12 protein-coding genes are annotated in these 25,873 nt (G+C 66.9%); all 12 read left to right on the top strand.

Annotated elements, in window-relative coordinates:
- Positions 1–11 precede the first annotated feature (11 nt).
- The 12 genes from rplJ (at position 12) to W5W_RS0105855 (ending at position 25,870) form a co-directional block, all read left to right on the top strand.
- A complete protein-coding gene (gene rplJ, locus W5W_RS0105795; RefSeq protein ID WP_008733214.1) occupies positions 12–533 on the top strand; it encodes a 50S ribosomal protein L10 in 522 nt (173 codons plus the stop codon).
- Between the two features lie 101 nt (positions 534–634).
- Positions 635–1,024: a 50S ribosomal protein L7/L12 gene (rplL, locus tag W5W_RS0105800; RefSeq protein ID WP_008733203.1), complete on the top strand. Its 390-nt coding sequence runs from the start codon at positions 635–637 to the stop codon at positions 1,022–1,024.
- Between the two features lie 596 nt (positions 1,025–1,620).
- Complete coding sequence (locus W5W_RS0105805) at positions 1,621–2,607, top strand: hypothetical protein (protein WP_238533267.1); 987 nt, start codon at positions 1,621–1,623, stop codon at positions 2,605–2,607.
- Between the two features lie 927 nt (positions 2,608–3,534).
- Positions 3,535–7,056 (top strand): DNA-directed RNA polymerase subunit beta, encoded by a 3,522-nt coding sequence (rpoB, locus tag W5W_RS0105810; RefSeq protein ID WP_017194718.1) that lies wholly within the window; start codon positions 3,535–3,537, stop codon positions 7,054–7,056.
- A gap of 170 nt (positions 7,057–7,226) precedes the next feature.
- Positions 7,227–11,186: a DNA-directed RNA polymerase subunit beta' gene (locus W5W_RS0105815; protein ID WP_017194719.1), complete on the top strand. Its 3,960-nt coding sequence runs from the start codon at positions 7,227–7,229 to the stop codon at positions 11,184–11,186.
- Between the two features lie 292 nt (positions 11,187–11,478).
- On the top strand, positions 11,479–12,573 hold the full coding sequence (locus W5W_RS0105820; protein ID WP_017194720.1) for a hypothetical protein: 1,095 nt from the start codon (positions 11,479–11,481) through the stop codon (positions 12,571–12,573).
- 381 nt (positions 12,574–12,954) lie between these two features.
- Positions 12,955–13,758, top strand: coding sequence for a variant leucine-rich repeat-containing protein (locus W5W_RS0105830; protein ID WP_017194722.1), 804 nt, complete (start codon positions 12,955–12,957; stop codon positions 13,756–13,758).
- Positions 13,759–14,064: 306 nt separating this feature from the next.
- Complete coding sequence (locus W5W_RS0105835) at positions 14,065–14,484, top strand: hypothetical protein (protein WP_238533268.1); 420 nt, start codon at positions 14,065–14,067, stop codon at positions 14,482–14,484.
- 7 nt (positions 14,485–14,491) lie between these two features.
- The gene (locus W5W_RS0105840) at positions 14,492–17,236 is read left to right on the top strand and encodes a hypothetical protein (protein ID WP_017194724.1); all 2,745 of its coding nucleotides are present in this window, start codon (positions 14,492–14,494) and stop codon (positions 17,234–17,236) included.
- A gap of 44 nt (positions 17,237–17,280) precedes the next feature.
- Entirely contained in the window at positions 17,281–20,853 is a 3,573-nt protein-coding gene (locus W5W_RS0105845; RefSeq protein ID WP_017194725.1) for a tubulin-like doman-containing protein, read from the top strand.
- A gap of 41 nt (positions 20,854–20,894) precedes the next feature.
- Positions 20,895–23,627 (top strand): hypothetical protein, encoded by a 2,733-nt coding sequence (locus W5W_RS0105850; protein ID WP_017194726.1) that lies wholly within the window; start codon positions 20,895–20,897, stop codon positions 23,625–23,627.
- A gap of 53 nt (positions 23,628–23,680) precedes the next feature.
- On the top strand, positions 23,681–25,870 hold the full coding sequence (locus tag W5W_RS0105855; protein ID WP_017194727.1) for a SaeA-related protein: 2,190 nt from the start codon (positions 23,681–23,683) through the stop codon (positions 25,868–25,870).
- Positions 25,871–25,873: the final 3 nt, after the last annotated feature.

Raw genomic sequence — 25,873 nt, forward strand, 5'->3', positions numbered from 1 at the left:
AAGGAGGGCCCATGGCACGGCCTGACAAGGAAGCGGCTGTTGCCGAGCTGGCGGATAAGTTCCGCTCCAGCGGCGCTGTTCTGCTGACCGAGTACCGCGGGCTGAGCGTTGCCGATCTCAGGACGCTGCGTCGTTCCCTCGCCGGTAATGCCGAGTACGCCGTGGTGAAGAACACGCTGGCCGCGATCGCCGCACGACAGGTCGGGCTCGAGGCGCTCGCGGACGACCTCACGGGCCCCACGGCCCTGACCTTCGTCACCGGTGAGCCGGTCGAGGCCGCCAAGGCGCTGCGTGACTTCGCCAAGGAGAACAAGAACCTCGTCGTCAAGGGCGGAGTCATGGACGGCAACGTCATGGACGCCGCTGATGTCGACAGGCTCGCTTCGCTCGAGTCCCGCGAGGTGCTGCTCGCCAAGGCTGCGGGCGCCGTCAAGGCGTCGCTGTCCAAGGCCGCGTACCTCTTCGCTGCGCCCGCCTCCAAGGCGGTCCGCACTGTCGACGCCCTGCGCGAGAAGCAGGAGACCGCGGCCTGAGGCTGCGCGCGTCACCCACAACCACACAGACATACAGACCCTGTGCTGACAAGAGCTGACACGACAGTGCAGGACCCGTTTTTCAGGAAGGAACGCCCACTATGGCGAAGCTGACCACCGAGGAGCTCATTGATGCCTTCAAGGAGCTGACTCTCATCGAGCTGTCCGAGTTCGTCAAGGCCTTTGAGGAGACCTTCGACGTCACCGCCGCGGCTCCGGCCGCCGCCGTGGTCGCCGCGGCTCCGGGCGCGGCCGGTGAGGCCGCCGCCGAGGAGGAGAAGGACGAGTTCGACGTCATCCTCGAGGCCGCCGGCGACAAGAAGATCCAGGTCATCAAGGAGGTGCGCGCCCTGACCTCCCTCGGTCTGAAGGAGGCCAAGGAGCTCGTCGACGGCGCCCCCAAGGCCGTCCTCGAGGGCGCCAACAAGGAGGCCGCCGAGAAGGCCAAGACCCAGCTCGAGGGCGCCGGCGCCACCGTCACCCTCAAGTGAGTCGAGTGAATTGGGCTGAGTGAGCAATGAGCTCAGCCCCGTAGCCGTCCGAGCCGTTTGATAGCCGGGGGCTACGACACCGACCGGGCCCCGTCCGCATGATGTGGACGGGGCCCGACGTGTGTCCGACGGCGATGGTTCTTCCGGCGGTCGGCCCACGGCATGGGGGGCGGGGCGAAAAATGGACGGCGTTTTGCCTCGTCAACGGCGGTTTCTCCCATCTTTCGCGACTCTGCCCTCAGAAGGATGGGAGAAAGATCCGTTGGTGCGACGAACCGCCGTCGGCTCGGGGCGTCGTCTTGCTTCAGTGTTGCCCTTCAGTGTTACTCCCGGTTACTCCCAGTTACTCCCGGCTTTACCTTCAGCGGTATTTCGCTGGTGGTTCTGGAGCTGCCGGGCTCCACAGGGATGGTCGGAGCGTCGGCCGTCCACAGGCGGCACGACGCCTCTCGCATGCCATGGTTCCACCACAGAAGACTCGCCTTATGAAGCATGCCGGCGTCTGCCCCATCCAACCTCGTCTTCGCCCCACCATCATCTACTCGCGCGACCGTAGGGGCTTCGATCGTTCACGTGCACACGGACTTCTCCGTCTCATGCGCGGGGCCTACCTCAAGCCGGAGCGCAACCTGATGTGTTGGGAGCAGCGTTTCACGGTCTCCCTGGCGCGCGCCATAGCGGCACTGCAGCTGTTGCCCTCGGCCAGATGTCTCACGCACACCTCCGCCGCTCTGGTCCAGGGGCTCGCCATGTGGACCCATGAACCTGATGTCTACATCGCCGTTCCCAGCAACCCGCGTATGACGACCATGCGGCTTCCTCTGTTCCGCTTCCCCGTCTCCGGAGTGCCGAAGCCGATCGATCGTGTCGAACCAGATGATCGGCGGGTAATGCTGCGACGACGTCGTCTCGATCTCGCCGATGACGAGATCCGGATCGTGGGAGGCGTGCCCGTCACTCATGCGCTGCGTACAGCTTTCGATTGCGCTTGCGATGAGCCCCCATTCAATGCCTTGTCGATCGCGGACTCCGCCCTGCGCCAGTACTGCCGACCGGATCCGTGGAACCGTGAGTCTTGCAGGGGCAGAGAGAATGAGGCCAGGGCGTACTGGGACGGGCTCGCATCGCGATATCGGGGTCGTAAGGGGATAGCGCAGGCCCGGGCAGTACTGGCGGCGGCCAGTCCTTGGGCGGTCCTGCCGGGGGAGAGTGTGCTGCGCTGGATGGTTCTTGTCCTGGGGCTGCCTGAGCCGGCTCTTCAACACCGGGTCGATACCCGCGCGGGTGAGCGCTTCATCGACCTGTGCTGGCCCCGGTTCCGCATTGCTGTGGAGTTTGACGGCCGTTTCAAGTACAAGACCGAGGACGATGTTTTCACCGAGAAGCTCCGTCAGGACGACATCCAAGCGCAGGGATGGATCTTCCTGCGCGTTACGTGGGAGGACTTGCGCGAGATGCGTCAGGCGGCCGATCGGCTCCTCGCGCTGTTCCCCGGAGAGGTGGTCGCCCATCTCAAGCCGGTTCCGGATCTGCAGGGAGCCGGGCTGTGGGGATCCGGGTCTGAAACTCTCTTGATGCCATGAGGCTCTGAGGTCGGAACACAGTGAAGTTCTGGAAGTTCTGTACGTATCGTCGGGAGATCGTCGAGGCCCGGCGCGGAGAGGACTGCCGTACTCGGGCGCTCGGGAGCGCGGGGTCCGGACGAGTTCGACCGGGCAGGTTGATACTTCGGCACTGCGCGGTCGTGCGTCCGAGGAGCGCGGGGAGCGTGAACGCACCTTCGCAGCGTCAACGGCGGTTTCTCCCATCCTTCGCGACTCTGCCCTCAGAAGGATGAGAGAAACCGCCGTTGACGCTGCAAACCGCCGTTGACGGCAATGCGCAGTCCGCCTACAGCCCGGCTCGAGCGCTCCGCCCGACGTCGTGCCGCACGCCGTTCCCCGTCTGGCGGGCCCTACAACGGGGCTGAGGTTCGACGCCGACCCGTACAGCACCGCTCCCCGTCTGGCGGGCCCTACGCACCTGAGCGCCAGTGGCAGAGAGTGACAAGAGAACACAGGGAACACAGAGAAGGCAGTGCCGAACGATTCCCTCTACGGGCGGGGCGCCCCTGCAGCAGGGGCGTGAGCGATGCCGGTATGGGAACGCCCCCTGCAGGCGGAGGGCGTCCAGGCGGTGGGAGATCGGGGACCGTCAGGACAGAACGCCCCTCTCTGCGGGCAGGAGCCGAGCAAGAGTCGAGCAGGAGCCGAGCAGGAGCCGGGCGAGAGCCGGGTGGGGGACGGGGCAGTATGCGCGGCTGTGGCGCGAATCGCAAGGGCCATTGTCCCTTTGGGCATAGCCCATGGTGTACGTGGCGTGTACGCTAGCGCTTTGCGTCCATTGTGTGTACTGCCTTCGGTCAAGCTGTCGGGTATCAAGCACTTATCGCTGGATTCTCAACGTAAAGTCGTTATCGCATGTACCGCCCCGGACGCAGAGTGATCCCCGAGATGAGGGAAGGATCCCCTTTGGCTGCCTCGCGCACCTCTGCACCTACCGCCGCTGACATCGCCGCGCGTACCGCGTCGCGTCGTATCAATTTTGCGAAGATCGCCGAGCCCATGCAGGCTCCCAACCTTCTCGCCCTTCAGACCGAGAGCTTCGACTGGCTCGTCGGCAACGAGAAGTGGCGTGCGCGCGTGGACGCCGCCAACGCCAAGCGCCCGGGCTCCCTGCCCGAGACCTCCGGTCTGGAGGAGATCTTCGACGAGATCTCGCCGATCGAGGACTTCGGCGAGACCATGGCGCTGTCCTTCCACGACCACCGCTTCGAGGAGCCCAAGTACACCGCCGAGGAGTGCCAGGAGAAGGACCTCACCTACTCCGCCCCCCTCTACGTGGTGGCGGACTTCGAGAACTTCTCCACCGGTGAGATCAAGTCGCAGACCGTCTTCATGGGCGACTTCCCGCTCATGACGGACAAGGGCACCTTCATCGTCAACGGCTCCGAGCGCGTCGTCGTCTCCCAGCTCGTGCGCTCCCCGGGCGTCTACTTCGAGCGCACCACTGAGAAGGCCACGGACAAGTACGTCTACAACGTCAAGTTCATCCCCTCGCGCGGCGCCTGGCTCGAGTTCGAGATCGACAAGAACGATCACGTGGCCGTGCGCGTGGACCGCAAGCGCAAGCAGGACATCACCGTCTTCCTGCTCGCCCTGGGCCTGGATGAGGCCGAGATCCGCGAGGAGTTCAAGGACTACCCGGCCCTGACCTCCGCCCTGGACGAGGACCGCAAGGTCACCACCCAGGACGACGCCCTCCTGGACATCTACAAGAAGATCCGCCCGGGCGAGCCGCCGAGCGTCGAGGCCGGCCGCACCCTGCTGGAGAACTTCTACTTCAACGCCAAGCGCTACGACCTGGCCAAGGTCGGTCGCTACAAGATCAACAAGAAGCTCGGCCTGGCCGGAGACCTGACCGACTCCGTCCTGCGCATCGAGGACATCATCGCCGCCATCAAGTACCTCCTGGCCCTGCACGCCGGCGCCGAGACCGTCGAGGGCGTGCGCGATGGCGAGATCGTCGACATCGTGGTCGAGTACGACGATATCGACCACCTCGGCAACCGCCGCATCCGCGCCGTGGGCGAGCTCATCCAGTCCCAGGTGCGCACCGGCATGAGCCGCATGGAGCGTCAGGTGCGCGAGCGCATGACCACTCAGGACGTCGAGGCGATCACGCCCAACACCCTGATCAACATCCGGCCCGTGACCGCGGCGATCAAGGAGTTCTTCGGAACCTCCCAGCTGTCCCAGTTCATGGACCAGAACAACCCGCTGGCCGGTCTGACCCACAAGCGCCGCCTGTCCGCGCTGGGCCCCGGCGGTCTGTCGCGCGAGCGCGCCTCCATGGAGGTCCGCGACGTCCACACCTCCCACTACGGCCGCATGTGCCCCATCGAGTCCCCGGAGGGTCCGAACATCGGCCTCATCGGCTCGCTGGCCACCTTCGCCCGCATCAACCCCTTCGGCTTCATCGAGACGCCCTACCGCGTCGTCATCGATGGCCAGGTCACCGATGAGACCCACTACCTGACGGCCGACGACGAGGACCGCCACATCATCGCCCAGGCCAACGTCGAGCTCACCCCCGACGGCCACTTCGCCGAGGACCACGTCCTGTGCCGGGTCACCGGCGGCGAGCCGGCGCTCGTGGCGGCCGACCAGGTCGACCTCATGGACGTCTCCCCGCGCCAGATGGTGTCGGTGGGCACCTCGCTCATCCCCTTCCTCGAGCACGACGACGCCAACCGCGCCCTCATGGGCGCCAACATGCAGCGCCAGGCCGTGCCGCTCATCCGCCCCGACGCACCGCTGGTGGGCACGGGCATGGAGCGCCGCACCGCCGTGGACGCCGGCGACGTGCTCGTGGCCTCCAAGGGGGGCGTCGTCACCGAGGTCTGCGCCGACTTCGTGCGCGTGGCCAATGACGACGCCACCGAGACCGTCTACAAGGTCGCGAAGTTCCGCCGCTCCAACCAGGGCAACTGCTACAACCAGCGCGTCGTCGCCACCGAGGGCGAGCGGGTCGAGGTCGGATCCGTCCTCGCGGACGGCCCCGCCACCGCCGACGGCGACCTGGCCCTGGGGCAGAACCTCCTGGTCGCCTTCATGACCTGGGAGGGACTGAACTACGAGGACGCCATCATCGTCTCCCAGCGCGTCGTCTCCGACGACCTGCTCACCTCGATCCACATTGAGGAGCACGAAGTCGACGCCCGCGACACCAAGCTGGGCGCCGAGGAGATCACCCGGGACATCCCCAATGTCAGTGAGGAGACCCTGGCCAACCTCGACGAGCGCGGCATCATCCGCATCGGCGCCGAGGTCCGCAGCGGCGACATCCTGGTGGGCAAGGTCACCCCGAAGGGGGAGACCGAGCTGACCAGCGAAGAGCGCCTGCTGCGAGCCATCTTCGGCGAGAAGGCCCGCGAGGTCCGCGACACCTCCCTGCGCGTGCCGCACGGCGAGTACGGCATCGTCACCGGCGTGCGCGAGTTCGACGCCTCCACCGAGGACGCCGAGATGCCCGCCGGCGTCAACCGCATGGTGCGCGTCTACATCGCCCAGCGCCGCAAGATCACGGTGGGGGACAAGCTCTCCGGCCGTCACGGCAACAAGGGCGTCATCTCCAAGATCAACCCGGTCGAGGACATGCCCTTCCTGGCCGACGGCACCCCGGTCGACGTCATCCTCAACCCGCTGGGCGTGCCCAGCCGCATGAATGTCGGACAGGTTCTCGAGCTGCACCTGGGATGGGTGGCCTCGCACGGCTGGAACGCCTCCGCGGCCCGTGAGGCCGGCGAGGAGTGGGCCGAGCGCCTCCCGGACAACGGCGTGACCGCCGAGCCCCGCACGCCGGTGGCCACCCCGGTCTTCGACGGCGTGCGCGACGACGAGCTCATGGGATTGCTGGACTCCACGCTGCCCAGCCCCGACGGCGTCCAGCTCGTTCAGCCCGACGGCAAGGCTCAGCTCTTCGACGGCCGCTCCGGCGAGCCCTTCCCGTACCCGGTCTCGGTCGGCTACATGTACATCCTCAAGCTCCACCACCTCGTGGACGACAAGATCCACGCCCGCTCCACCGGCCCGTACTCCATGATCACCCAGCAGCCGCTGGGCGGTAAGGCGCAGTTCGGCGGCCAGCGCTTCGGCGAGATGGAGGTGTGGGCCATGGAGGCCTACGGCGCCGCCCACGCCCTCCAGGAGCTGCTCACGGTCAAGTCCGACGACGTCAACGGTCGTGTCAAGGTCTACGAGGCCATCGTCAAGGGCGAGGACATCCCCGAACCCGGCATCCCCGAGTCCTTCAAGGTGCTCATGAAGGAGATGCAGTCGCTGTGCCTGAACGTCGAGGCCCTTGACGTCGAGGGCGGCGTCATTGGGCTGGACGACACCGATGACGACTCCCGCCGCGCCTCCGAGGAGCTCGGCTTCGATCTGGGCCGGCGGCCGGGCGGGGCCACCGCCTCCACGGTCGATGAGATCTGACCCGCCGCAGGCCCCGGCTCGCGGGGCGGGGGAGCGGCGCGCAGGCGCATGCCGACTCCCGCTCACGCCGAGCCCCCGGGCCGCCACCGGGCCCCGCGCCGTCGTGGAACACGACGCGGCCGCCCGCTCACCACACTCTTGAGCTGAACACCTAATCGGAAGTAGGAACTGTGCTCGACGCAAACGTGTTCGACAGGATCCAGCTCGGCCTGGCCACTGCCGAGGACATCAAGTCCTGGTCGCACGGCGAGGTCAAGAAGCCCGAGACCATCAACTACCGCACTCTCAAGCCGGAGAAGGACGGGCTCTTCTGCGAGAAGATCTTCGGACCCACTCGCGACTGGGAGTGCGCCTGCGGCAAGTACAAGCGCGTGCGCTACAAGGGCATCATCTGCGAGCGCTGCGGTGTGGAGGTCACCCGCTCCAAGGTGCGCCGCGAGCGCATGGCCCACATCAAGCTGGCCGCGCCCGTGACCCACATCTGGTACTTCAAGGGCGTCCCCTCACGCCTGGGCTACCTGCTCAACCTCGCGCCCAAGGACCTGGAGAAGGTCATCTACTTCGCCGCCTACATGGTCACCGAAGTCGATGAGGAGGGCCGCCACGACGACCTCCCCAGCCTGCGCAACGAGCTCGAGGTCAAGAAGAAGCACATCGAGGAGGCCGGACTGGCCGACGTCGAGGCGCGCCAGCAGCGCCTCGAGGCCGACCTCGCCCAGCTCGAGGCCGAGGGCGCCGAGCAGTCCCAGCGCGACAAGGCCCGCAAGACGGCCGAGCGCGAGATGACGGCTCTGCGTAGGAAGAACGCCCGCACCCTGGAGCACATGGACAAGGTCTGGGACCGCTTCGTCAGCCTCAAGGTCGGCGACCTGGAGGGCGACGAGGTGCTGTACCGCGACATGGTCGCCGACTACGGCATCTACTTCAAGGGAGCCATGGGGGCAGAGGCCATTCAGGCCCGCCTGCGCAACTTCGACCTGGACGCCGAGGCCGCCTCGCTGGCGGAGATCGTGGCGAACGGCACCGGCCAGCGCAAGACCCGCGCCATCAAGCGGCTGAAGGTCATCAACGCCTTCCGCCTGACCGACACGGCTCCGGAGTCGATGGTCCTGGACAACATCCCGGTTATCCCGCCGGACCTGCGCCCCATGGTCCAGCTCGACGGCGGCCGCTTCGCCACCTCGGACCTGAACGACCTCTACCGCCGCGTCATCAATCGCAACAACCGCCTCAAGCGGCTGATGGACCTGGGCGCTCCGACGATCATCGTCAACAACGAGAAGCGCATGCTCCAGGACGCCGTCGACGCCCTGTTCGACAACGGCCGCCGTGGCCGCCCCGTCACCGGTGTGGGCAACCGCCCGCTGAAGTCCCTGTCCGACATGCTTAAGGGCAAGCAGGGCCGCTTCCGCCAGAACCTCCTGGGCAAGCGCGTGGACTACTCGGGCCGGTCCGTCATCGTGGTGGGCCCCCAGCTCAAGCTGCACCAGTGCGGCCTGCCCAGCCAGATGGCCCTGGAGCTGTTCAAGCCCTTCGTCATGAAGCGGCTCGTGGAGCTCAAGGAGGCCCAGAACGTCAAGGCCGCCAAGCGCATGGTGGAGCGCGCCAACCCCAAGGTCTGGGACGTGCTGGCCGAGGTCATCGGCGAGCACCCCGTGCTGCTCAACCGCGCCCCCACGCTGCACCGCCTGGGCATCCAGGCCTTCGAGCCCCAGCTCATCGAGGGCAAGGCCATCCAGCTCCACCCGCTGGTGTGCGGCGCCTTCAACGCCGACTTCGACGGCGACCAGATGGCGGTCCACCTGCCGCTGGGCGCGGAGGCGCAGGCCGAGGCCCGCATCCTCATGCTGTCGAGCAACAACATCCTCAAGCCCTCCGACGGGCGCCCGGTGACCATGCCCAGCCAGGACATGATCATCGGCACCTACTACCTCACCAGCGAGCCGGATCCGGCCGTCGAGGTCGAGCGCGATGCCGAGGGCAACGAGATCGTCCCGTCCTTCTCCTCCTTCGCGGAGGCGGTCATGGCCTACGACTTCGGCAAGCTTCACGTCAACGCCGCCTGTGACATCCGCTTCGAGGAGGGCATCGTGGCGCCCAAGGGCTGGCAGGCCCCCGAGGACTGGAGCGAGGGCGACCCGATCACCCTGCGCACCTCGCTGGGCCGGGCCCTGTTCAACACGGCGCTGCCCGACTCCTTCCCCTACGTCAACTACGTGGTGGATAAGAAGCAGCTGGGCAATATCGTCAATGCCCTGGCCGAGAACTACTCCCGCGTCGAGGTGGCCGCTTCGCTGGACGCCCTCAAGGCCAACGGCTTCTACTGGTCCACCTGGTCCGGCATCACCGTGGCCTTCGCCGACGTCGTCTCCCCGCCCTCCAAGCCCGAGATCCTCGCCCGCTACGAGGCCGAGGCCGCCGAGATCGAGGAGCAGCACAGCTTCGGCGCCCTGACCGATGAGGACCGCTACAAGTCCCTCATCAGCATCTGGACCCAGGCGACCGCCGAGGTCGCCGAGGCGATGCGCGAGAACTTCCCCGAGCGCAACACCGTTTTCCAGATGGTGGCCTCCGGGGGCCGCGGCAACTGGGACCAGATCCGTCAGCTCGCCGGTATGCGCGGCCTCGTGGCCGACCCCAGGCAGCGCCTCATCGAGCGCCCGATCAAGTCCAACTACCGGGAGGGCCTGAGCGTTCTGGAGTACTTCATCGCCACGCACGGAGCCCGCAAGGGCCTGGCGGACACGGCGCTGCGCACCGCCGACTCCGGCTACCTGACGCGCCGACTGGTGGACGTCTCCCAGGACGTCATCGTCCGTGAGGACGACTGCGGCACCCGCAAGGGGCTGACCAAGCGGCTGGTGACCTGGAAGGAGGAGGGCGACGAGCGCATCAGGGAGGTCTCCGACATCCTGGAGACCACCGTCTACGGCACGACGCTGGCCCGCGACGCCGTTGATGCCGAGGGCAATGTCGTCATCCCCGCGGGAACCGATCTGAGCGAGGCCGTTGTCTCCAAGGCCATTGATGCCGGGATCGAGGAGGTCGTGTGCCGCTCGGTGCTGACCTGCGACTCCGCCGTCGGCACCTGCGCCGCCTGCTACGGGCGTTCACTGGCGACCGGCAAGCGCGTCGATATCGGCGAGGCCGTCGGCATCATCGCCGCCCAGTCCATCGGCGAGCCCGGCACGCAGCTGACGATGCGCACCTTCCACACCGGTGGTGCGGCGGGCGCCGCTGACATCACTCAGGGGCTGCCTCGCGTCCAGGAGCTCTTCGAGGCCCGTACACCCAAGGGCGAGGCGGCCGTGGCCGAGGCCGCGGGCACCCTCAAGATCGAGGACGACGCCGATGGCAAGCGCCTGATCATCACTCGCGACGACGGCGAGGAGGACCTGCTGGTCCCGGTGTCGCGTCGTCAGCGCCTGCTGGTGACCGACGGCGATCACGTGGAGCCGGGCGACGCCCTCACCGAGGGGCCGGTCGACCCCAAGAAGGTTCTGCGTCTGCGCTCCGTGGGCGCCACCCAGCGCCACCTGGTGGATGAGGTGCAGGACGTCTACCGCTCCCAGGGCGTGGACATCCACTCCAAGCACATCGAGGTCATCGTGCGCCAGATGCTGCGTCGCGTCACCGTACTGGAGGCCGGGGACACCAACCTGCTCCAGGGGGACCTGGTTGATGTCATGCACTTCCGCGCCGAGAACCGTCGCGTCGTGGCCGAGGGCGGCAAGCCCGCCTCCGGGCGCACCGAGCTCATGGGGATCACCAAGGCCTCCCTGGCCACGGACTCCTGGCTGAGCGCCGCCTCCTTCCAGGAGACCACGCGCGTGCTCACCGAGGCCGCCATGAACGGCAAGTCCGACCCGCTTCTGGGTCTGAAGGAGAACGTCATTCTCGGTAAGCTCATCCCCGCGGGCACGGGCTTGAACCGCTACTCGGACATCGAGGTCGAGCCCACCGAGGAGGTCAAGGCCGAGGTCTTCTCCCGGACCGGTCTCACCGAGGACATGCTGGGTGTCGGCGAGGCCGTGGCGCTGGACGACTTCTCCTTCGGCGGAAACTTCAGCGCCGACTTCTCCGACGACTTCCGCACTGGATTCTCCTCGAGCGAGGACTACCAGTTCTGAGCAGCTCTGCGCCCCGTCTGAATCTCGACCCGCATACCGGGTCTGCACGGCGGCCGGCCATCCATCTGGGGTGGCCGGCCGCCGTCGCATGTGGCGGGTCCCTCGAGCCGGCCGTTCTTGAGCATCCGCATGGGACTCCGGCCCCCGGAATCCCGTGCGGACCCGTACAGATCGCTTCACTATCCCCGATCGCTGGCCGGGCCCGCGGGTGGGACGCACCTCGGTGACGTTCACAAGCTGGAGGCGTAGCCTCATGGCGACCGCATGCCTACCCGTGACAGGAGCGCTCACCGTGTCTGCCTCCACCCCGCCCGAACCGCGTTCGTACAAGCCTGAGACCGCCACGCCGCGCCCCACGGAGCGCATCAGCATTCTGAAGCACCCTGATAGTTCTTCCAGTTCTTCCGAAGCGCCGGGCGACTCGTCGGCGACACAGGCCCTCCCCGCCGGCTGGGCGGACGAGCAGGCCGCCACCTCTGTGATGCCCGCAGGGTCGGATCAATGGGCGCAGGCCGATGAATGGGCTGACAGCCAGCCCACGACCGCCGTTCCCTCCTATGCTCCGGAGCCGACGGTTCAGGCTCCCGCGGCGACCGCGCAGTGGAGCGGTCCGGCAGTGCAGCCGCAGCCCCAGCCCGCGCCGCAGCCCCAGCCGGCCGCTCAGCCGCAGCCCGCGCCGCAGCCCCAGCCCGAGGTGCTGCCGCCGAACCGGTCGATCAGGCAGCGTACGGCGGCCTTGCCGATCGGTACCTTCCTGCTGGTGGCCTCGGTCGTGCTGTTGGGCTGGGGCGTCTACACGCTGCTGGTCTCGCTCCACGTCTTCGACGTCGTCCTCAACAACGCCTCGCCCATCAACTGGCCCGCGGCGATCGCCGTCGGGGTCGGGGCACTGCTGGCCTTCTTCGCATTCATCGCGGCTCTCGTCGCGTGCAGCCGGGCTCGCCCCAAGACCGCGGCCATCATGCTGCTGCTCGGCACCCTGGTGCTGCCCCTGGCCGCGACGGCTGGAGCGGCCTACTACGGCGGTACTCAGCTGAAGGATCAGACCCTCGCCGATGCCTCGCAGTGGAAGGGGAAGATTGATGTGTCGCAGCTCAAGGACCTCAAGGGCCTCATCGACCAGGTCGAGAACGTGGGTATCGACGTCAGTTGGCGCGACGACCTGCTGCGCACCCTCGGGGTGAGCGACGGCAGCAGTGGTGATAGCGCCCCCGGCTCCAACAACGGTAATGAGGGTCCCGGGACCGATAGCGACGGCGATGGCGGAAACGACGGTTACGGCAACGGCGGCGATGACGGTGATGACGGCGGCAACGGCTATGACAACGGAGGCTATGACAACGGGGGAGATAACGACGGCGGTGACGAGGGCGGCAACAGCGATTGAGTGAGGAGTCGCAGGCCGGCCGGTTCAAAGCAGCCGGCCGGCTCGGGGCGGTGGGTGCGCTCCTCGCGTCTCGCAGGACAGGCGCCATGCGAATGCGCGCGAGTGCGTAAGGAGCTGTACGGATGATCGTCTTGTTACGAATGCAAGACGGTGCAATCATGTTGCTCGGTTCCGTCCTCTTTCTCCTCGGCCCAGGAGTCCGCTCATGGTCCCTGTCTCCCTCCGCAGCTTCTCCCTCCGCAGCTTCTCCCTCCGCAGCTTCTCCCTCCGCAGTGCGCCTCCCGCGACTTCGAAGGGCCCCGACTCGTGTGCGATGCGTGCGCAGTGGCGACTCCTCCGGGCGGCCGCGCCGGAGTGCAGCGGCAAGGCAGAGGCCCTTCGATGAGAGCGCAGGACATCCCGGAGGCTGCTGAGGCCGCAGACCCGTCGACTTCTCCGGAGCGGCTCGGCGATATTGCGGACGCCTACCAGGAGCTCCACCCGATTCTCGTGCTCAACCCGGCCTGCCCCGATGATCTGAGACAGTGGATACGGGCGACGACTCCGGAGGCGAACGAGGCATGGGAGAACCACCTTGCCGCCGAGCGCGCTCAGCGGGAGGCGGCGAGTAGTCAGACCGGCCGGCAGAGCTGGCAGATCCAGCAGAGTCAGTACCGAAGCGCTTCGTCGAATAAGAAGGGGTGGGAGCGGGTGGGCCGCTGGCTCGTCCTCGGCGTCGTGATCATCAGCGTCATAGCGGTCATACGTGGCTGTGGGCGCCTGGTTCAAGAGGTGACGAGCTCCAGCGGCTCGGATACGAGCACCTCCGCCACGCCGAGCGTCTCCCCGGCTCCGGCGAACGCGATCTCGGCCAGTTCGGCCAGCCGGTTCCAGTCCCCGACGCAGAACATCTCTTGCGAGATCTACGATGACCGGGCCTCGTGCTCGATCTACGCCCGCGACTACGGGGACGCCGGGCTGGAGGACTGCGACGGCACCTACTTCTCCATGGAGATCCGGGACAGCGCATCCCCGGCCTGCGGCTCGGAGTTCGCGACTGACGGCATGGCGATGACCCTGGAATACGGCGAGAGCGTCAAGAGTGAGGGCTTCGCCTGCTCCTCCGCCGATGACGGCATGAGGTGCTGGAACCAGTCGAACGGTCACGGCTTCAAGATCGCACGGGAAGGCTATTCGACCTTCTAAGCGCCCATTCGCACCGGATACTGTTGCACGTGAGCGGGGTTACCACCGTCTCGCCCTGCCCCGCCGGCCCTCAGCTTTTTCCCTGCCGAGGAACCCCATAGGAATCACGAAGGAATGCATGATCCCATGCCCGCTCCGTCACAGCTCGATCCCTCACCGCTTCCTACGGCGGGTATCCGTCCGTCATGACCGGATGAGTCAGGAGAACCAGCAGACATGACCTCGACACCGAACATTCCGTCCGCGGGCGCCTGGAGCTCCTCAGACGGAGCCGGCACAGGAGCTCCGGAGACGAACGATCCGAGTGTGATCACGACGACTACGGGAGCGGTCCTGCCCTCCGGTTTCGGAGAATCATCGGATACCGGCTTCCCCCGGGCCGCGGAGTTTTCCAGCACCCAGGACGCCGGCACCATGTCGGAGGTCCGTCCGGTCTCGGCGCCGATTCTCTATCTGTACAGTTCGATGCTGGCCGTCCTCGTCGCGCTGATCCTAGCGGCGATGTCGAGCTCGATCGTCCTGGGCGTGCTGGCCTGGCTCCTGTCCGTGGTCCTGGGGCTGGGCTTGGCCATGGTCTTCGTTGTGAAGAACACGGCACGGCAGGCCAGCCCCTGGTACGACAATCAGCCTTTTCCGATGATCCTCTATCGGGTGAGCATCGCCGCCTCCATCGTGGGCATCATCGCGGCTTCCGCGCGAATTGCCCTGTTCGTGGGAAGGATGTGACCGGCTCATGACGGCCTTCTCCGTCCGTCGCGCAGTCGTCCTGGTGGCGGCACTGTGCATGGCTCTCCTGGGGCTCCTGGGCTCAGCGCCTGCCGTCTCCGCATCGCCCGACAAGCCCTCCGATCAGCAGACGGGCCTGTCCGAGTTCGGCTCATGTTTGTCGGGCGGTGGCAAGGGATCTCTGGTGATGCTCATGGATCAGTCCGGCTCACTGCAGAAGACCGATCCCGACAAGGCGCGGGTGACTGCTGCACAGTATCTGGCCGCGCGACTGGCGTCTTTCTCCACGACGAAGGGCATCACGCTGGATGTGCGCGTCGCGGGCTTCGCCTCCAGCTATGCGGGGGCGGGTGACTGGACCTCGCTGACACCGGACGCGCTGGAGACGGTCAAGAGTCAGATCAGCGCCGTCGGCGATGACATCAAGGATTACGACACGGACTACTGGAACGCGCTGGAAGGCGCCCGCCAGGACCTGGTCGACCACGACACCTCCGGCTGTCGCGCGGTGGCCTGGCTCTCGGACGGAGAGTATGACCTGGACGTCCGAGCCTCCGGAGGCAGCCGGAGCGCCGATGACAGCAAGCCCTATGCCCCAGGTGTCTCGCTCGATTCCGAGGAGGGTGTCGCCGAGGCCGAGCGGGCGGGGACGGCCGATATCTGCCGTCCGACGGGTGTCGCCGATCAGCTGCGCTCCTCGAAGGTGACTCTCCTGGGACTCGGCTTGACCAGCGGGGATACCGACTTCACCTTCATGAAACGGATCGTGGGCGGCGGCGGGACGAACGCCGGGACGAACGGCGTGGATGTATGCGGCGATGTGTCCTCGCCGACGGGCGCCTTCTATCCGGTTTCAGACATTGATTCGCTGCTGCTCGCCTTCGACTCGATCTCAGCCCCGGGCACGGCGGTGCGCAGTGACTCGGTGAACATCTGCCAGGGCGACGTCTGCACCACGGGGGAGTCGGCCTTCGTCCTGGACAAGTCCCTGCAGAATGTCCACGTGCTGGCGTCCTCCGATGTCGAGGGGCTCGAGGCCGATCTGTACGCGCCCGGGGCGACTGAGCCGATTGTCATGTCGCAGTCTTCCGGTCCGCAGACGTCCTCCGGTGTGAGCTACGAGTGGTTGACTCCGCGCTCTCTTCAGATCGACCTCGCTGCGGACTCGGTGCCAACATGGAGCGGCCAATGGCGCCTGGCCTTCGTCGACAAGAGCTCCTCGACGGAGGGCGAGCAGGCGCACATCAATCTTGACCTGTCCTCGCCCCTGACGCTGTCCTGGAAGGACCTGGAGAGCACCGAGTTGCATCAGGGCGAGACGGCCGACAATGTGCAACTGACGCTCCTCGACCATGCCGACGGCGAGCCGGTCGATGTCTCGAGCCTGACGGGCACGATTGCCGCATCCGTGACTCTGACGGACTCGCAGGGAGCAGAGACCACCCTCTACGAATCGAACGACTTCGGAGAATTGAGCAAACCGCTCAGTATCCCGATTGGGGCGGATGTCGCTCTTGGCGAGGCGACCGTGACGAGCTCGGTGACGGTGACCACCGCCTCGACCACCGGTGCCGACGGCAGTCGGATCGATGGCACCACCCTTGCTCCGACGAAGGCGACCACGGAGGTGACCATCAATCCGCCGCTGGACTTCCCGGCCCTGTCGGCCCCGGTCGACTTCGGGCGTCTGGAGAAGGACACGACGGCCCGCGCAGCGCTGCAGATCAGGGGACCCGGTTGCGTCTGGGTGCCATCGGACGCCGTCACCCTCACGGGCGCACCCGAGGAGGCCGGCACGATCACGATGACATCCGACGCGGCTTCGCAGGACTCCTGCGTAAGCGTCCCCGAGGGCGGTACCGCCGACCTTGATCTGTCCCTGTCGACCCACGACCATGCCAATGGCGCGATTACGGGGAATGTCTCCGTGATGGTGGCGCCGCTGGACGAGCCGGACCGCGCTCAGACGGTCGACGTGCCCTTCCGGGCGGAGATGCGCCGCCCGCTTGACGTCGGGACGGCATGGACCGCTTTCGCCATTGCCCTCCTGGCAGGCATCGGGATTCCGGTCGGTTTGCTGTACCTGTTCAAGTTCCTTGCCGCCCGCATCCCGAGTGGCACCGTTGCCGTGGCGACGACCATCGTCGATGTGCCGCAGGACGATTCGCCCGCCGCCATTGAGATCCCCTCTCAGGACTGGGCTTGGGTCTCGGTGCCGAAGGGGGCACGGGAACTGTCGGTCGGGGGCTGCACTCTGCGCACGCGGATGGGCGCCTCGCCGATGTCCGTTCCCGATGTCACTGTTGTTGCGCCGGATGCGCCCTCGATCTCTGGAGCATCGCCGATCGGCGCTCGCAAGGGGCACGCGGTCCTGCCCTTGAGCGTGCGAGGGAATTGGATCGCGGTCCTTGATCAGCCCGATTCTCCTCGACGCGTCACTGTCGTCCTGGTGGCATCCATGGACGACAGGGCCAAGGAGCGACTGGTGGAGACCGCCGGCCGCGAGTTGGCGACCGGCGTCGCCCGAATTCGGCTCATGCGGCCAGATCATCCGCATGAGCCGCATTCGGGCGACTCGGGAACTGGCGAGCCGGTGACGGGCTCCAGTGGTGGCGCGCTTCCCGGGGTCGGGGACGACCCGGCGGACTCGGGATTCGCCTCCGGGCTGCCTACGCTCAATGAGGACGATCCGTTCGCAGGATATACGACACGGCCGGACTCGCCAGGGTCCGGGAACTCCTCCACCGTCTGACTCGGCGACCGGCGCCGGAGATGCCGGAGATAAGGAAGCGAATAATGTACAAAGTGCTGGTCATCGGCTGCGGTGGTTCGGGTGCGAAGACGTTGTCGTACATGATGGATCAGCTGCGCGCGGATCTGGCCGTTTACGGGATTGAGGAGATCCCGGGGTGCTGGCAGTTCCTCAATGTGGATACTCCTGTTCAGGAGGAGACCAGCGCCGTCGGCTCTGTGAGTCGGCAGGGCGGGGCGTACGTGTCGTGCGGTGTGGCTGACGGCCGCTACCGGACGGTTGACGAGGTGCTGACGACCCGAGTGCAGTCCCGGGATGCTGGGGGATTGCGTCATCTGGCAACATGGATACCCCGGCGCCCGAAGGACGTGTCCTTCCCGGTGACCGTGGGAGCGGGGCAGTTCCGCGGCATCGGACGGCTGCTGATCCTGCGGCGACTCGGCGACGTGCGCGAGGCCGTGGAGGCGGCTCTGGCGCGAATGGCCAGTCCGCAGGCGCGGGAGGCCGCCGAGCAGGTGGCGCGCACCGTTCCTGGGATGGGAGACGCTCCGAGTTCGTCGGCGTCTCCCATGGTGCTGGTGGTCTCGTCGATGGCCGGCGGCTCTGGCGCGTCCATGACCTTGGACGTGTGCCGATTGGTGGCGGGGGCGACGACGACTCCGGCAATCGATCCGCAGAAGATCTCGGTCTTCCTGTACACGGCGGAGGTATTCGAGGAGGTCCCGGATCATCTGCGTGCGGGCATGCCGGGGAATACCCTGGCGATGCTGGGCGAGATCGTGGCTGCTCAGACGGGCGCCGAGGGCGACGCCGCCCGGCTCGATGCTGACCTGTATTCGCTGTTCGGAGTCTCGATCACGGCCGAGCGGGCCTTCAAACGCGTCACGCCTATCGGCCTGAGGGCCGGGGGGACGGGCGCCGTCTTCGGCGACGGCAGCACCGATGGGGTCTTCCGCGGCATGGGACGGGGTCTGGCCCGCTACATCTCGTCACCGGCTTTCGATCGATATGTGAGTTTCGATATTGCCAACGACGTGGATGTGCCGAATCGCAGTCTGGTGAGCTGGGACGTGGACCCGACAGACACGGCGTGGTCCTCATTCGGGTACGCCTCCTTGAGCATGGGGCGCGACCGGTACGCCGAGTACGCGGCGCAGCGACTCGCTCGGCGTACGGTCGATCATGCTCTGGACGGGTTCCGTCTCCCCGGAGGCTCGTCGAACGACTCGCAGCGCCTGGCGGATCTGTGGGAGCACCGCCGATCCGGCGAGCTCGTGCAGATGGGACTGCCGATGTCGGCGGGAACGACCATGATGGGCGCGACGAGTGCCATCGATCGTGAGACTCTCGACTGGCTGCTGTCCGACCAGGCCAGCAAAGCGCTCAACAAGACCCAGCTGGCAGCTCGCGCACGCAGCACCGTCAACGCGGTCATGGCACGCCGACCGCAGACGGAGGGCATGCCGGTCGCCGAGTGGGGAGCGGCCATGGCGAACTGGTTGCGTACGCAGGAGAATCTCGTCCGCCCGGAGTTGGAGGACGCCAGCCTTCAACTCGCGGTGCAGCGTGCTCGGGAGCACCTCGATCGCATTGTTGATCAGACGCGTCGAGACCTCGCCGATCTGGGGATCCCGTACGCGATCCACGTCATGGGGGAGCTGGGACAGTCGGGCGGCGCCCTCAGGCCGCTCGCCGATCGGCTGGAGCAGGTGGGGGCGCAGTGCCCGTCCTCCGCTCTGAAGATTCCGGACACGCTGTCCTCGACTATGCGGGGCATGGGCAAGACCCTCCTCGGCGAGGCCGGGAGCGAACAGCTTGTGGACCGGTTGACCACCGGGCTGACGGATTCGGTCTTCCAATGGCTGCTCGCCCGATCCGCAACCGCTCTGGCCGTGGCGCTGCGGGATCTGGCGGCCTCAGCGGTCAAGCCGCTCTCCGATGCCATGGACGATGCTCGCAAGGTCCTGGAGCTGGAGCGCAAGGACGATCACAGTGCGATCGGGGTCGCGGATGTGGCGACCGATCTCTACCAAGCATGGCCGGGCGAGCCGCTGGCCGGGGAGCCGGATGACCTGGCGGTGCCGAAGCGATTCGCGACGGCGCACAACGAGGTGGTTCTCATGGGCGTGGAGCAGTACCCGGGGCGCTTCCAGGAGCACATTGCGGGCGCAGTTCCCCAGGAGCTGGGAGGAGACCTCCATCAGGCCTACGCGGAGGCCGTGCGCGAGGTCCTCACCGGTCGGTGGGAACAGGGCAGCGGGGACCGGGCTCCCGAGGATCTGCTGAGGGTGTCGACGCGCTGGGTTCCGGCCGGGCTCCAGGGGGCGACCGGCAACGCGCTCCCGACTGCGGCGAGGTACGAGTTGAAGCTGCGAGCGGCCGATGTGGTGGGACGGGCGCGGGCCTTCGTCGGGCGCCGTGGTGAGGTCTTCGCGAGGTTCACATCGCAGTCCCTGCGCGAGTACCTGGAGGACGACGCGGTGGGGGACTTCGAGAAGTCGCAGCGCTCCGAAGAGGTGCTGGCGGGGCTCAAGCGGGTGCTGGACATGGCACGGCCGCTGGTGGAGGTCGACGAGAGGATCTACTCCGATCTGCACGACGGCGAACGTCCGCGACTGTCGTTCACGTTCTCCGCGATCCCATTCCGCGGACTGGATGTGGCGGGGCAGTTCCTGGAGTACCTCAAGAACAACCCATCGGTCGCTCCGGGGCTGCTCGGGGAGGTGGAGAGGAGCCTCGACGACGAGGAGGTGCCGCGCGTGGATGTGTTCGGCTCCTATCCGCGCACCCTTCCCGTGGCGTACTCGGGGCTGCTGAATTCGGTGTCGAAGACCTGGGACGGCGCCATCGGCTCCGACGGCGCGCGGGGCGCCTTCTGGAAGTGGCGCCGCGCCCGCCCACTTCCGGGTGGACTGCCGGTGGGGGATGAGGAGCGCCGGGCCATGGTGCGCGGCTGGTGGGCCGCGACGCTGTCCGGCGGAGTGGACCGCCCGGAGTGGAAGGACCGGTCCGCCGCCCGTCCCGTGCGGATCTGGGACCGTGGGGAGGGCGAGTGGGTGGCCTTCCCATATCCGCTGCTGACCCCGAGAGCGCGCATGATCGCCCCCAATGCCTGGTTGGCGTCGGTGCTGGAGTCGATGCTGCTGGCCTATGTGCAGATCGAGCGGCGGGGCCTGGAGGCCTTCCGCCCCTGGAAGGTGCTGCGTCGGTGGGCGGATGACGGCGAGAACGACAAGGAGATCTCGATCGACGACGATGGTCCGGTGTGGACCGTGCTCGGTGAGCTGCTGGGGCGGGGCCATGTCGCCGGTTTGCCGGTGCCGGGATCGTTGGAGGGACTGGAGGATGCCGAGGAGCGTCGGAAGAAGCTCCTGGCCCAGTGCGACCTCATTCTGAGGGATTTGGATCAGAAGTACCTGCCCGGTGCCGGTAAGGCGGATGACGCGAAGCACTTCACGAACTACGCCAAGCGGGTCCGGGTGGAGACGACGCCCCTGTCCGTCGATCTGGCTCAAGAGATGTACGACGAGCTCGTCGAGGTGCGCGAGATCCTGACTCGGGTCGAGCCCTCCTCCGGGGAGCGGTCCGGCGATGACGCCGACGAGATCGAGTACTGATGGCCGCACGAGTACATAGCGAATCGAGTAGTGAGATGGCAATGACCTCTGCGCGAGACGACGAGGCTCATCGGGACATCGTCTCGGTCTTCATCGCTCCTCCCAGCCAGCGCCCTATTCTCGCAGCCCTCGTGGACCTGTCGAGCGCCGGTCTGATCGCTCCATTCCACTGGATCGAGGCCGACGCCGACGCCGACGTGGAGGGGCTCGCCGCCGACCCCGATCTGGTCTCGGTCAGCGACGGGCAGGTCACCGCCTCCCGCTACTCCCATGTCGTCAATCGACATGGCCTGAGGGCTGTCCGGCTCCTTGTCGTGGTCCCAGTGGGGCATCCGGCCGAGGACGCGCTGACCGCGGAGACCGAGCTCTACTTCCACAGTCTGGGGATCACCTCCACGGCCGAGCGCGAGTGCACCCGCGTACTCGTGCCCTGGTCGCCGCAGCCCCTTGAGGTCGAGCTCGGACGCGTGGGCTGGAACAACGTCATGCTGTCTCCGGAGGCGACTGCCGATCCCTCCTACAGTCCGACGCCCTGGTGGGAGGACACGACGATTATCCCCGGTGCGGCCGCCGTCGGACTCGCGGTGCAGGCCGGTCTGTGCGGAACGGTCCAGGACGCCCCGCACGATGGGAGCCTGAACACCTCGTCCACCTATGTCGAGGTCACCCGCTCCTTCGTCAGGACGACCGATGCCCATGCCGCCGAGGACGATCTCCGTCGTCGGGTCATGAGTATGGACGGCCGCTTCCCCCGGCCCACCCGGCGGGAGACCGGTGTCCTGCTCCCTCCCTATCCCGACCCCGCCGAGCGGGTCACGACGGCCGCGCAAGTCTGGAATCAGCGGCACCGGGATAAACTGCGCCGGCGGATGGCGCCCGACCCGGTCGGGGCGGACAAGGAGATCGATTTCCTTCAGGCCCTGAAGCTGTTTTTCTCCTTCATGCTCAAAGCCGTCCTCGGGGCCCCCGGCGACTGGTTGCGTGGGCAGCTTCGCTCCGCCAAGGCGGCGATCGCCTCGACGACCGGCAGGATCGTCTTCGGCCAGGACTCTCCGATGCTCGTGGTCGTCGGCGGAGTGGACGCCGCCGGGAGGAATGCGGGATGGCGGGACATCATGAGCGCCGCCAAGCAGGCCTCCGCGGTCATGCCCGAGGACTTCCCCCGGTCTGATCAGCCTGTTCGCAGGGATTTCAGCGCCCTGTGGCGGGATCTCGTCTTCGGCGCCCGTGCTCTCGTCGACGGTTCGGGATGTACCGAGCTGGGCCTGGCGGCCTACGAGGGCTATGTCCCCGACCGTGACGTCATCGCGCCGCCTCGGGACGGCGAGGGCTCATTCACCATTGCCGAGACCATCGGCTCGATCGCCGCGGGTACCACGGTCCACGCGTGGGACCGCCTGGAGATCGATCGGATCGGAGCCGAGCTCAGGAAGGTCGTTGAGGCGAACGGCCCCCATTCCCAGACGGCGGCGCAGTACTTGGCGCGGATGGGGCAGTGGCGCGCACGCGGCAACCAGCGCTTCCTCTCGCTCATCGGCGGATTCCTGGCGGACTCCTTCTCCAGGACTCGCCGAGACATTGCCTCTCTCGCCGCTCAGCTCAAGGCTCTTATCCAGCAGGATCTGACCGAGCAGACCGAGCTCCGCCAGCGCCGGCTGGCCAGCATGATCAGAATCCTGCTCGCGGTGTTCGTCGTGGTGCTCATTGCGCTCGCCGTGCTCGGAGCACTCAAGACGATGACCTGGAAAGAGGTCGGGATCATCTCGATCATCGTGTTCCTGGTCTGGCTCATCGCCTCAGTGGCCGTCTTCGTCTCTCAGCAGCGCGAGGTCTTCCGGCTCATCGCTGCCGCTCAATCGCGGGATCGTCGTCTGCCGGTCATCAATGCGAATCTGCGCCTGGCCATTGAGGACCTCGCTGCTCAGGGGGAGGCCTATGCGCAGTTCGATCGCTGGGCGTCGGTGCTCACGTCCTTCCTCACCGACCCTCTGGGCGAACGGGACACCGAGCGCACTGCGCGCGAGCACCTCACTCGGCTGCCCATTCCGATTCAGCGCGTGGAGGTCGAGGCCGACGACGAATCACTGGCGGACGCGGCGGCAGAGCTGCGTTCGAAGGTCTTCACGGTCGGCTGGGCCGGTCAGGCGTGGGAGGCGCTGAACGCTCGGATGAAGGAGGATCTCACTCCGGACCAGCGCAGTCAGCTCAAGAGCAGGCAGCTCGAGATGTTCTCGGAGTCCGGTGCGGAGGGATCAGCCTTGAGCAACTGGGCCGAGGGACTCGCATCGAAGGGCGTGCGCTCCGCCGCCGGAGCGGACCACTGGGCGACGTGCCTGAGGCTGCTCGACGGCGAAGAGGGCGGTCTTTCGCTGGAGCTCATCGCACTCACCCCCGATGGTCGGCGCCATGTCGCCGACTATCGGGAGGATCTTGCCGCTCGCCGCGGCAGGAGCGTGATTCGGGAGATCTTCGGCGCGAGCGCTCGATCCGGGCAGGAGGGCTTCACGACCGAGGCCGGCCATTGGTTCGCCGAGCGCCGCGACGGCCTGTCCGAGACGCTCGTCCTGGCCGATTCAACACAGCCCCTGCCCGAATCCGCCTTCATCTACCCCGGGCCGCGGGCGCACGAGGGCGCCGTACCGGACTCCGTCGTGATCGGGGCCGACGCGGGCGGCGACGACTCGGAGGATGCGTTGCGCACCCGGTGGGACTCGTCCGACCGACCGCAGGTTGTCAGTGATGGTCCCGATGATGACGACGATCTCGAGTACTGAGCACTGCCCCTTCCGTCTTCCCGCCTTTCAGAACGTCTCGACAGGATTCGACCATGCCCATCACCTTGCGCGAGTTCACTCAGGCCATGAACGAGTGGATGCCAACTGCTCCGCCGGAGGCCCGGGAGCATCTGCGCCCCTCGACCTGGAAGCAGATCCTGCACACCGGGCAGGACGTCGATGGCGGTACTCGCTTCTCGCCGCACACCATCGTGGACCGGGTGCTCAACGGGCGCGATGACTTGGCCATGGACGTGGCGCTGCCCGTTGCGATCATGCTCAATCGTCGCTTCGGACCCGAGCATCTGGGAGCCGATGCCGCTGAGGCCCCCGGCCCGGAGTCGTCAACGGACGGGCTCTCGCCGGCGGATCCGGAGATGCCTCCGGTGCCCCTGCCGCCCACCCAGTCGCCGTCGTCAGCGTCCTCTCGGACAGCGATGCCGGAGACGCCGGACACAGGTGCGAACACGGAGGGGTCGGAGGAATCGTGGGACTTCCCCATCTATGACTACTCCCGGGAGGACCTCGATTCCTTCGAGGACTCCGGTAACCATGTCGACGTCCAGGTCCAGCGCATCGGCGAGCGTTTTCACTACACGTGGCCGGACGCGGGGGAGAACGAGGTCTATCGCGTCGTCGTGTCGGACGCGGAAGAGCCCTACAGCCCGGACGACTTCACCGAGGTCGCGGCCACGGACGGCACCGAGTGCTGGGACGAGACCCCCGTGGAGAGCGCGGTGCGTTTCATCACCGTCTGGGGCTACAGCCGTCTGAGCGGATCCGAGATCCTGGGACAGTGCCGACGGGTTGCGAGCAGAGTCGTCGTCCATCAGCTGGGGGACTGGACTCTGGCCTTCAACACCGAATCCCGTGCGGTTGAGGCGAGCTGGCAGCCGCCGGTCGCGCCCCCCGGCGCACGTCTGACTGTGCGCACGGCGCGGCTGCCGCTGGACCAGCCGGTGGGGCGCTTCCTGCGCGGAGCGCTGTGGATGTCCTACGAGATTCCGAACAATGGCGCGGGTTTTCAGGATCTCGATGTTGTTGGTGGCAAGACCCACAACTATGTCGCTGCCGTCGAGGTCGAGGTCGCCGGCAGAACATACACCTCTCCGCCCGCGCGCAATCAGATCACTCCCGAGGTCGTTATTGAGGCGATCGACGATCTCAGCGTTGATCGGAGGACGGAGGACGCCGGTGCGGCGACCGAGTCCCTGACCGTGCGCTGGACGCAGGTGCCGTCGGCCAGGGTGACCGTCTACCGGACCAGTTCGCCAGTGGCCCCCGAGGCCCTCGACCGCGGCACTGTGCCGGTCTCACGGCTTCCCAGGGCCGGGTTGCCCGAGGATGCGGCCATCTCCACGGCGGCCGGCATCGACGAGTCCGGTATCCCTGAGCGGCAGATGCGCACCCTTGAGAACGTCATCTGGCCCTCGGGCAGCCAGTGGGACACTATCCACCTCACCCCGGTGACGATGAGCGGCGATGGCCAGGCGACTATCGGAACGCCAGTACGCCTCAAGCGCGCCGGAAGAATCGAGAACCTGACTCTTACGCGGCGTCTGGACTGGGATCTGGTGACCTTCGCATGGCCGGGCGACGCCACGAGTGTCGAGCTGCGCATCACCGATCCCGAGGCCTCTTACGATCCTGCCGCCGTTCCCATCGCCGAGGTCACGCAGGACACCTATCGGGCCGAAGGCGGTGTCGTTGTTCCCGATGGTCTGAGCCCGCAGGGCGGTCGCCTTTACGCCACTGCGGTGACGCATCTCGAGGGAAAGAGGATCCCGTCCATGCCCACGAGCATTGAGGTGCCGGCCCAGTGGAAGTACCGGTACTCCATCTCATGGCCTCGTTGGGTCGCGGGACCCTTCCGCAAGACCGTCGTCGAACTCGATCTGACTCCGGTTCACGGGGTGTCCAGTGAGGATGACGTCATCGGGGTGGCCCTCATCTACAGGGAGGATCGACTGCCCCTGCACGCGAACGATGGCAAGCGGGTCCCCGTCTATCTGGAGCGCCCCACCAAGGAGGGGGGTCAGGAACCCGTACCGGCCGTGCGTGTGCCGCCGCAGGGCCGGAACCTGCCACTGTGGTTCGACTGCGCCGGCTTCGGCGCCGGGTACTTCCGCCTCATGATCGACTCTGTTCCCGACTCGGCTATGGAACCGAGTCATCGGCACCAGGCGCTCGAGCGCTACGCCCTCGCCGATCCCGACCTCGGCCAGCTGTACAGGAAGCGGTGAGGC

The sequence above is a fragment of the Actinomyces massiliensis 4401292 genome, from assembly GCF_000269805.1.
Taxonomy (GTDB): domain Bacteria; phylum Actinomycetota; class Actinomycetes; order Actinomycetales; family Actinomycetaceae; genus Actinomyces; species Actinomyces massiliensis.

What these genes read in the sequence shown, in the direction of transcription:
- rplJ (WP_008733214.1), top strand. Translation starts at nt 12, where the DNA reads ATGGCACGGCCTGACAAGGAAGCGGCTGTTGCCGAGCTGGCGGATAAG.
- rplL (WP_008733203.1), top strand. Translation starts at nt 635, where the DNA reads ATGGCGAAGCTGACCACCGAGGAGCTCATTGATGCCTTCAAGGAGCTG.
- W5W_RS0105805 (WP_238533267.1), top strand. Translation starts at nt 1,621, where the DNA reads ATGCGCGGGGCCTACCTCAAGCCGGAGCGCAACCTGATGTGTTGGGAG.
- W5W_RS0105830 (WP_017194722.1), top strand. Translation starts at nt 12,955, where the DNA reads ATGAGAGCGCAGGACATCCCGGAGGCTGCTGAGGCCGCAGACCCGTCG.
- W5W_RS0105840 (WP_017194724.1), top strand. Translation starts at nt 14,492, where the DNA reads ATGACGGCCTTCTCCGTCCGTCGCGCAGTCGTCCTGGTGGCGGCACTG.
- W5W_RS0105845 (WP_017194725.1), top strand. Translation starts at nt 17,281, where the DNA reads ATGTACAAAGTGCTGGTCATCGGCTGCGGTGGTTCGGGTGCGAAGACG.
- W5W_RS0105850 (WP_017194726.1), top strand. Translation starts at nt 20,895, where the DNA reads ATGACCTCTGCGCGAGACGACGAGGCTCATCGGGACATCGTCTCGGTC.
- W5W_RS0105855 (WP_017194727.1), top strand. Translation starts at nt 23,681, where the DNA reads ATGCCCATCACCTTGCGCGAGTTCACTCAGGCCATGAACGAGTGGATG.